We start from the raw sequence: 7,721 nt of genomic DNA on the forward strand, positions 1-7,721 counted from the left end.
AATAAACCACCTTTTCTATCTTCATCCCAAGAAGCAGAAAAAAGACCATAACTCAAACCAACAACACTTAAACCAAAAAAGCCCATACTAACAAGCAAAACTGCTTGGTTTGGTAGTACTAAAATATCATTTGCAATGATAAAGTAGCTAATAATAAAGGTTAATAAAGACAATATTAGAGGTGTACCAGAGAATAACACCATACGAGTTATCATTCGCTGACTAACTACTTCAGGGATAGGATTTTCTCCTTTTAGTTGTTGGCGTTTTTGATTACTAATATTTTTCGGCTGATTTACATCAGAGGAGTTTTGCTGCTCTACTGTTTTTGTTTTAGGTGAGGGAGATGATTTCTTACCTTGCTTTTTACGATTTTTAGCAGGCTCAAAAGGTAAAGGTTGACGTGATGGTTCTGAGGACATAAGTTAGTTTCTAACCTCTAATACCAAGGCGAGTAATTAATGTTTTATAACGTTCTTGGCTTTGTTTCTGGATATATGATAGTAAGCGCTTACGTTTACCAATCATTTTTAATAGACCTCTTTGGGATGAATAATCTTGCTTATTACTTTTTAAATGAGCACTTAATTTACTAATTTTTTCCGTCAGCATAGCTACTTGGACATCTGCTGAACCTGTGTCCGTTTCATGGGTTTGGTATTCACCAATAATTTCTTGTTTACGTTGTTGCTTGAGAGCCATATATTTAACTTCTACTAATCTTGTTCAATTACCACAATCATTAACTATATCATCAAACACTTGTCCCGGACAATAGAAGAGGATAAAATTTCAATCAGCAGTGAGCAGTGAGTCTGAATCTCTTGTCTATTGCACTACGCAAATAGGGCGCGGAAATTTATAAATGCTCAGAGTTGGTCATTTCAGTTATCAGTACCTTTAGTTAAAGTCAGAACTTGAAATTTGGATATGGCGTTTTGCTGACGCGTAACTACCGCTTTTTTATCCCCTTAAAAGGGGAGGCTATTGACCTTATTTTTTGGTCAGAGATGAATTCTAACTTCTGAGTTAAGCGTAGCGCTATAGTATTTTCCTCTATTATATATAGCAATTAGCGTTGGCATATTTACAAGTTATAGGAGTTGTTCAATAGCTAAAATTTCTATATTATCAGCAATCTAGCAAAATAATATGGGTCAAGCAACCCCGCCTTTTAAGGCAAAATCTTTTTGTTGCTCAAAATCCCCGCTACAAAAATAACTTCTAACTTAGTTAATCCTTCTATATGACTGTTGCCTGCGCACAGCGCTATATGTAACTTTTTCAGAGTTGAGTGGGACGACTCAGCCAACTAATAGCTTCCCTGATCCAATCTTCTGGATTTGTATTTTTGGACATTTTCGCATCTTGACTAACAGCTTGCAATGCCTGTATTACCTCTGGACCTGTATATCCTAAGGCCAACAAAGTCATTTCTACTTCTTCTTGAATAGCAGGGGTAACTCCCACAGGTACTGATGTACTTAAACCAGCATCATGTCGCCATTCGGCCAATTTATTTTTCAATTCTAAAGCAATACGTTCTGCTGTTTTCGCCCCGACTCCTGGAGTTTTAGCTAAGACACGAGTATTGCCCCCAACAATAGCTTGGACTAAGTCTGGTAATTCTAAAGTATTTAACAAAGCGATCGCCAATTGTGTCCCAATACCACTAACACTTACTAACTGGCGGAATAAATCTCTTTCTGCAGAAATACCAAAACCGTACAATAACATTTGGTCTTCCCGTATTTGTTGATGAGTAAAAACTTGTATTTCTTCTCCTTGCTGTAAATTCTGAGTTAACCTCGGCAGAATTTGTAGCTCATAACCTACTTGATTAACTTCTAAAATTAGAGTTACACGAATACCACTGCCTTTTTGAACATCAGCCACTTTCCCTTTGAGATAATTAATCATAAAAATTCATTTAAAGTTATTACGAAATTACATATTAACAACTGCCGAAGCATCATTGAACTTACAACAGTTTTGAGTTAAGAAGATATTAATTCTTAGGTAACCATTCAACTCTTATACCAATTTTCAAAAGTCTTGCTAAATCTCCTTGAGAGTAGGTGCGAATTGCTATTAGCCCATACAGCAGTAGGTTTCAAGGACATAAAATATATTAGTATAATGCCAATAATAGTTGAAAACATTACTGAAATATAGCATTTCTCATACTCGTGAGGTACACATTTTTTTGGCTTTGGCAAGTGGAAAATTAGAGGAGTATAGAGAGTAGGTGCGAATTGCTATTAGCCCGTACAGCAGTAGGTTTCAAAGACATAAAATATCTTAGTTTAATGCCAATAATAGTTGAAAATATTACTGAAATATAGCATTTTCCATACTCGTGAAGTACACATTTTTTTGGATTTGATAAGTGGAAAATCAGAGGAGTATGAAGATGAGGAAAATAACTGTAGTTTATAACTTTGGAAATTGCTATATTATTATTACTTAATAACTGAAATGTTCATGAAAAATAGCATTATTTTTGAGAATTGGTATTAGCAGTCAGTACCGAGTGCAAAGAATGAATAATTATTTATAAGGTTGAGGGAGCATATTTTGTCATACCATTTCTCCATGAAGTTGCACTTAATATAAAGATGAGAATAGTCAGTTTAATAAGGTCTGAGCAACAATTATTAAGCGCATTGTTACAGAGAAATGGTATCAGTAACTCTTAATTATATCTCAATTTTTCAATTATTTTTACCGAAAAATTGCTTAATGCTTAATGCCTGATTTTTTACAGCTTTTGGTAAGTTCCTATGCAAAATTAATTACACATCCTATTGACTTTCTGTTACCTGTTCCTTATTCCCTATTCCCTATTCCCTCTCTCAACTAGAAAATTTATTTTGCACGACTCAACTACTTAATACAGAAAAGAGATTAAGATTAAACTATATCTTGTTATTCTAAAAAGTCTGATAATTTTCATGTCATTGCCAAAATTCTATCTATCCCAATTATTTCCCAATTTAGACCGACAAATTTTAATTCTGGCAATGGGTAGATTATTATCTCAAATTGGTACAGGCTTTACATTATTTTATGCACCAATCTTTTTTGTAAATCAAGTTGGTTTATCTACAACTTCAATTGGTATTGTCTTAGGCAGCGCTCAAATTTCTGGCATCGTTGCTCGTTTTCTAGGAGGTTCTTTCAGTGACTCTCAATTTTTTGGTCGTCGGATAACTCTGTTATTATCATTAATTATTTCGGCACTAGCTTCCATACTAATGGCAATAGCTAATAATTTTTATACTATAGCGATCGCTAACTTATTACTAGGATTAGGTATCGGATTATATTGGCCGGCCATGGAAGCAATTGTGGCAGATTTAGCAGTAGCAACCGAACGTAAAGAGGCTTATGCTGTTGCTAGATTAGCAGATAATTTGGGTTTGCAGTTGGGAATTATTTCTGGTGGAATAGTTGTGAATTTTACAGGTGCTTACAGAGCATTATTTATAGTTGATTCTATTTCATTTTTGATTTTTGCTGGAATTGTATATTTAGTGGTTAAAGAAACTTATAAACCAGTTCAATTAAACCTGAAAATTGAAACAGATAGGAAAAAAAATACTAATGGCTGGCTATTAGCTTGTAGCGATCGGACTCTAATTATTTTTGTGGTAGTGAATATTTTTTTTACTTTCTACATTTCTCAAATTCACAGCACAATACCTTTATATTTAAACAACTTTGTTTCCGGAAATTTTTCACCACTAATTATCAGTGCTGCATTTACAGGACATACTGCTTTGACTGTTATATTCCAATTACCAGTTGCAAGAAAATTACGCAATTTTAGCCATCCTCAAGCATTAATAATTTCAGCAATATTATGGGGGTTAGGATTTTTCGTCATTGGTATTGCTGGAATAGTAGAAATAGGTAACATTTTATTAACTATTTTAGCTTTAAGTTTATTTGCTATTGCAATTATTTCTTATACTCCTTCTGCCTCAGCTTTAGTAGCAGATTTAGCACCAGAATCTTTGCGTGGAATTTATTTAGCAATGAATGCTCAGTGTTGGGCGATTGGATTTTTAATCGGACCGCTATTAGGAGGATGGGTATTAGATCGAACACAAATTGTGGTGAAAATATTTTGGTTATCAATGGTAATAACGGTGGGAATTGCTGTTGGTATTTTGCAGTATCTTGACCGTAGATTGATTAGTGAAAATTTTGCTCATAGAGAAAGTAATGAATGACAAAAATATTTCAGTAGTCAGAATCAAGAATTACTCAGCTATAGCGCTACGCGCAATTCAAAAGTCAAAAGTTAAAAGTCAAAAGTAATATCTGACTGAGTTTGAGAATTTATAAATGTCCTAACCTAAATCCGTAGTGCTATAATACCATTTCTCAAAAACTTTTCTACATTTTATTGAGCAGGGGAGTAGGGAAGCAGGTAGGGACGTTGCATGCAACGTCCGTACAGGGAGAAGAAAACATAAGAATAATGAATATTAGATTAGCTAAAGTTAGAAGATAAAGTGATTCAGCTTCTGCTAATTAGTTAATAACTGAAGTATTGCTATACTTGCGCAATACTTTCGGGAATTGGTATAAGTAGGTCGGTTTTGAAAATTATCGCCATGTAAAGGCAGAAGGGAAGAGAGCTTTAGGCAAGTTTACTTTTCGTTAGATACTTCTGTTTTTTTGCACCATCCTACTTATTAATATTTACTGTTGATTTATTGGGTATTGAGTCAGATAATCATTATAAGAAAGAGTATTAGACATCTTCAAAAAGACTAAAATTTTGAATATAATACAGGTTGAAATACTATGAAAAAAGTAGCAATATCAAAGGGAATGTTAGCAATGGTAATAAATGTGGAAATTACTGTTTGTATTTTGCGGTATTTTAACCTCCAATTGATGAGTTGATGAGTAAAAATTTTGCTAATACAGAAATTAATAAATGACATAAATATGCCCGTAGTCAGAATCAATAATTATTCAGGTACTAATATTAACTGTTGAGTTGTTGGGTATTTAATTAGGGTTTGCTGAAAAAGTCTTTTTTTCAGATGAGTAGCCAGAATCCAGAATTCAGAATCCAGGAGGAATGAGATTCCGAGAAGAAATAGCCAGAAGAATCTTCCCTTGATTTTCTAACCCTTTTTTGCCAAAAACCCTAGATTTTTGAACTGGAACTACCTAAAAGCTGATACTCCCTTAGTACCTGCAAAGTCTGAAACCTTTGCCATTAAAAACTTTGATATTTAATCAGCAAGCCCTAATTAAACTATTATTATATTAAAATTTTTGTATGATAACTAACACAAATTGTAGTAATAATATTTTGGTTAGCAATGGTAATAAATGTGGAAGTTACTATTTGTATTTTGCGGTATCTTAACCTCCAATTGATGAGTAAAAAATCAGCTAATAGACATCTGGCGATCGTCAAAAATTAAATCAATCCCATACGCATAAATCATCAATTATTTTCCCCTACTCCCTACTCCCTCTTTTCCGGAGAGGTCTAATACAGAAATTAATAAATGACATAAATATGCCCGTAGTCAGAATCAATAATTATTCAGGTATTAATATTAACTGTTGAGTTGTTGAATATTTAATTAGGGTTTGCTGAATAAAGTTTTTTGGTAAGGTTAGGAGCCAGAATTTCCTACGAAATGCTCCGCAAACAGGAGGAATGGGAATTATAAAAGAAGTAGTCAGAATTTGTTCAGAATTAAATTCATAACTCAGAATTATTTCTTGATAAAAATATCACACTATAGTGAATCTCAGGATTTAAATACTTAGCACAAAACAAATATCATAATTATAAATTCCCCTAGCTCCTGACTGACCAAAATCAATTCTTGAAGTTGATTAAATTCACAAATTTGTTAAATTAATCAAGATTTAGTGAGACAATAAATTTACTTGAGTGTTGGGACTGAACCGTTTAATTCAACCCCACTCTAACCATCTAGAGTATAAAAGAAGAGAAAATGTTAAAAAAAATTGTGGCTTTATGTTTAGTAGCGATCGCTCTGGTACTAACAGGTTGTGTTTCTATTGGCGGCGGACTACAAAGCTTCGTGGATACAACTGATGGTTATGAGTTCCTCTATCCTAATGGTTGGCTCGAAGTCAAAGTATCTGATGGCCCGGATATAGTATTTCATGACCTAGTTGAGGCCACTGAGAATGTGAGTGTGGTTATTAGTCCTGTAGTCGGAGATCAAACTCTGACTGACTTGGGTACTCCAACTGAAGTAGGATATAAACTTAGCAAAAATGCCATTGCACCAAAAGACTCTGGCCGGGAAGCAGAATTAGTAAATGCAGAGGCACGAGAATATAAAGCTAAAACATATTATCAACTGGAGTATGCTGTTAAATTAGCTGATGGAAGAAAGCGTCATAACTTAGCAAGTGTAGGAGTTAGCCGAGGTAAACTTTTTACTATCAATATTTCAGCTACTGAAGCACGTTGGCAAAAAATGAATGATAAGTTTGAGCAAGTTATTAACTCTTTCTCTATATATTAGTGAGAAAATTTTATATTAGTCAGGACTAGCAAATTTTTAAGTTTCTCTATCTTAAAAAAGAGCGTTAAATATAGGCTATAGTCCTGACAAGTTATCAATGTTTTATGGAATATTTGTTTGCTTGCTTAAAAATATGAAAACTCCAAACTTCATATTAGCTTCATCTTCATCAGCTAGACTTCGTTTGTTACAAACTATCGGTATTCATCCTATAGTTATGCCTAGTAACTTTGATGAATCAACAGTTAAATTAGTAGAGCCTCGAAAATTGGTAGAAACATTAGCTCAGGCTAAAGCAGAAACAATATCTAAGTCTCTAATAAAGGAAAACTTATCTGAAACACAATCAAATTTAATTTTAGGATGTGATTCAGTATTAGTTATTAATGACGAAATTCATGGTAAACCTGCTGATGCTCAAGAGGCGATCACTCGATGGCAAAAAATGCGCGGTCAAGTTGGTCAATTGTACACAGGTCATGCTTTAATCGATCTAGTTAAAAATAAAACTCTTGTACTTTGTAGAATGACAAAAGTCCATTTTGCTCTAGTTAACGACCGGGAAATAGAAGCTTATGTTGCGACTGGAGAACCTTTAAAATGTGCAGGTTGTTTTGCCATAGAAGGCAAAGGTGGTTTATTTATCGAAAAGATAGAAGGTTGTCATACTAATGTAATTGGTTTAAGTCTACCATTATTAAGAGTTATGCTAAATAGTCTAGGATATCAAGTTAGTAACTTTTGGTAGGTTATAAAATATCTTATTTTTTAATTTAATAATTATTCTAAATTGATTCTAAATTGAAGAGTAATAGCAAACTTATTTCCTACTTATAACTCTAAGGATTGAAAATTCAATAAATTCAAAAAAATTATTTAAGAGCTGATTTATTAAAGTAAATATTTAAGAGGCTGAATTTCTCGCTACACTTAGGTTTGGTGAGTTATCGTCCTGTAAACCCCAAATTCCTGAAAGCTAGGTGATGTAAAACTTTTAACTAAGTTTATAAATCAGCTCTAAGACCACGCCACCGAAGACCTATGATCTAACACCTATTCCCTAGTGTAGGATCTCAGAAATAACTAACCAGTTACAAAATCCTAAAAGCATTACCAGTCAATTCTTTTGAATTTTGAATTTTGAATTTTGAATTTTGAATTTTGAATTTTGAATTTTGA

Annotated in this window: 6 protein-coding genes; 3 read left to right on the forward strand and 3 right to left on the reverse strand. The window is 33.4% G+C overall.

All coding sequences use genetic code 11. The features are described 5' to 3' along the window. The 3 genes from AC3DU7_RS04500 to ruvA all read right to left on the reverse strand — a co-directional run. On the reverse strand, nt 1-422 hold a 422-nt coding region (locus AC3DU7_RS04500; RefSeq protein ID WP_488038161.1), incomplete at its 3' end, for a photosystem II biosynthesis protein. 10 nt (nt 423-432) lie between these two features. Continuing rightward, complete coding sequence (gene rpsO, locus AC3DU7_RS04505; protein ID WP_124144298.1) at nt 433-702, reverse strand: 30S ribosomal protein S15; 270 nt, start codon at nt 700-702, stop codon at nt 433-435. Between the two features lie 582 nt (nt 703-1,284). After that, nucleotides 1,285-1,920 (reverse strand): Holliday junction branch migration protein RuvA, encoded by a 636-nt coding sequence (gene ruvA, locus AC3DU7_RS04510; RefSeq protein ID WP_488038162.1) that lies wholly within the window; start codon nt 1,918-1,920, stop codon nt 1,285-1,287. A gap of 1,034 nt (nt 1,921-2,954) precedes the next feature. On the opposite strand from ruvA, the gene AC3DU7_RS04515 reads away from it, so the two are divergent. The 3 genes from AC3DU7_RS04515 (at nt 2,955) to AC3DU7_RS04525 (ending at nt 7,290) form a co-directional block, all read left to right on the forward strand. Then, entirely contained in the window at nt 2,955-4,238 is a 1,284-nt protein-coding gene (locus AC3DU7_RS04515) for an MFS transporter (RefSeq protein WP_488038163.1), read from the forward strand. A gap of 1,761 nt (nt 4,239-5,999) precedes the next feature. After that, a complete protein-coding gene (gene psbP, locus AC3DU7_RS04520; protein ID WP_488038164.1) occupies nt 6,000-6,542 on the forward strand; it encodes a photosystem II reaction center PsbP in 543 nt (180 codons plus the stop codon). Between the two features lie 133 nt (nt 6,543-6,675). Then, on the forward strand, nt 6,676-7,290 hold the full coding sequence (locus AC3DU7_RS04525) for a Maf family protein (protein WP_488038165.1): 615 nt from the start codon (nt 6,676-6,678) through the stop codon (nt 7,288-7,290). The last annotated feature ends 431 nt before the right edge of the window (nt 7,291-7,721 follow it).

This window comes from Okeania sp., from assembly GCF_983059655.1.

Excerpts from the sequence above, each read along its gene's own strand:
- rpsO (WP_124144298.1), bottom strand. The coding sequence starts at position 702 with ATGGCTCTCAAGCAACAACGTAAACAAGAAATTATTGGTGAATACCAA.
- ruvA (WP_488038162.1), bottom strand. The coding sequence starts at position 1,920 with ATGATTAATTATCTCAAAGGGAAAGTGGCTGATGTTCAAAAAGGCAGT.
- AC3DU7_RS04515 (WP_488038163.1), top strand. The coding sequence starts at position 2,955 with ATGTCATTGCCAAAATTCTATCTATCCCAATTATTTCCCAATTTAGAC.
- psbP (WP_488038164.1), top strand. The coding sequence starts at position 6,000 with ATGTTAAAAAAAATTGTGGCTTTATGTTTAGTAGCGATCGCTCTGGTA.
- AC3DU7_RS04525 (WP_488038165.1), top strand. The coding sequence starts at position 6,676 with ATGAAAACTCCAAACTTCATATTAGCTTCATCTTCATCAGCTAGACTT.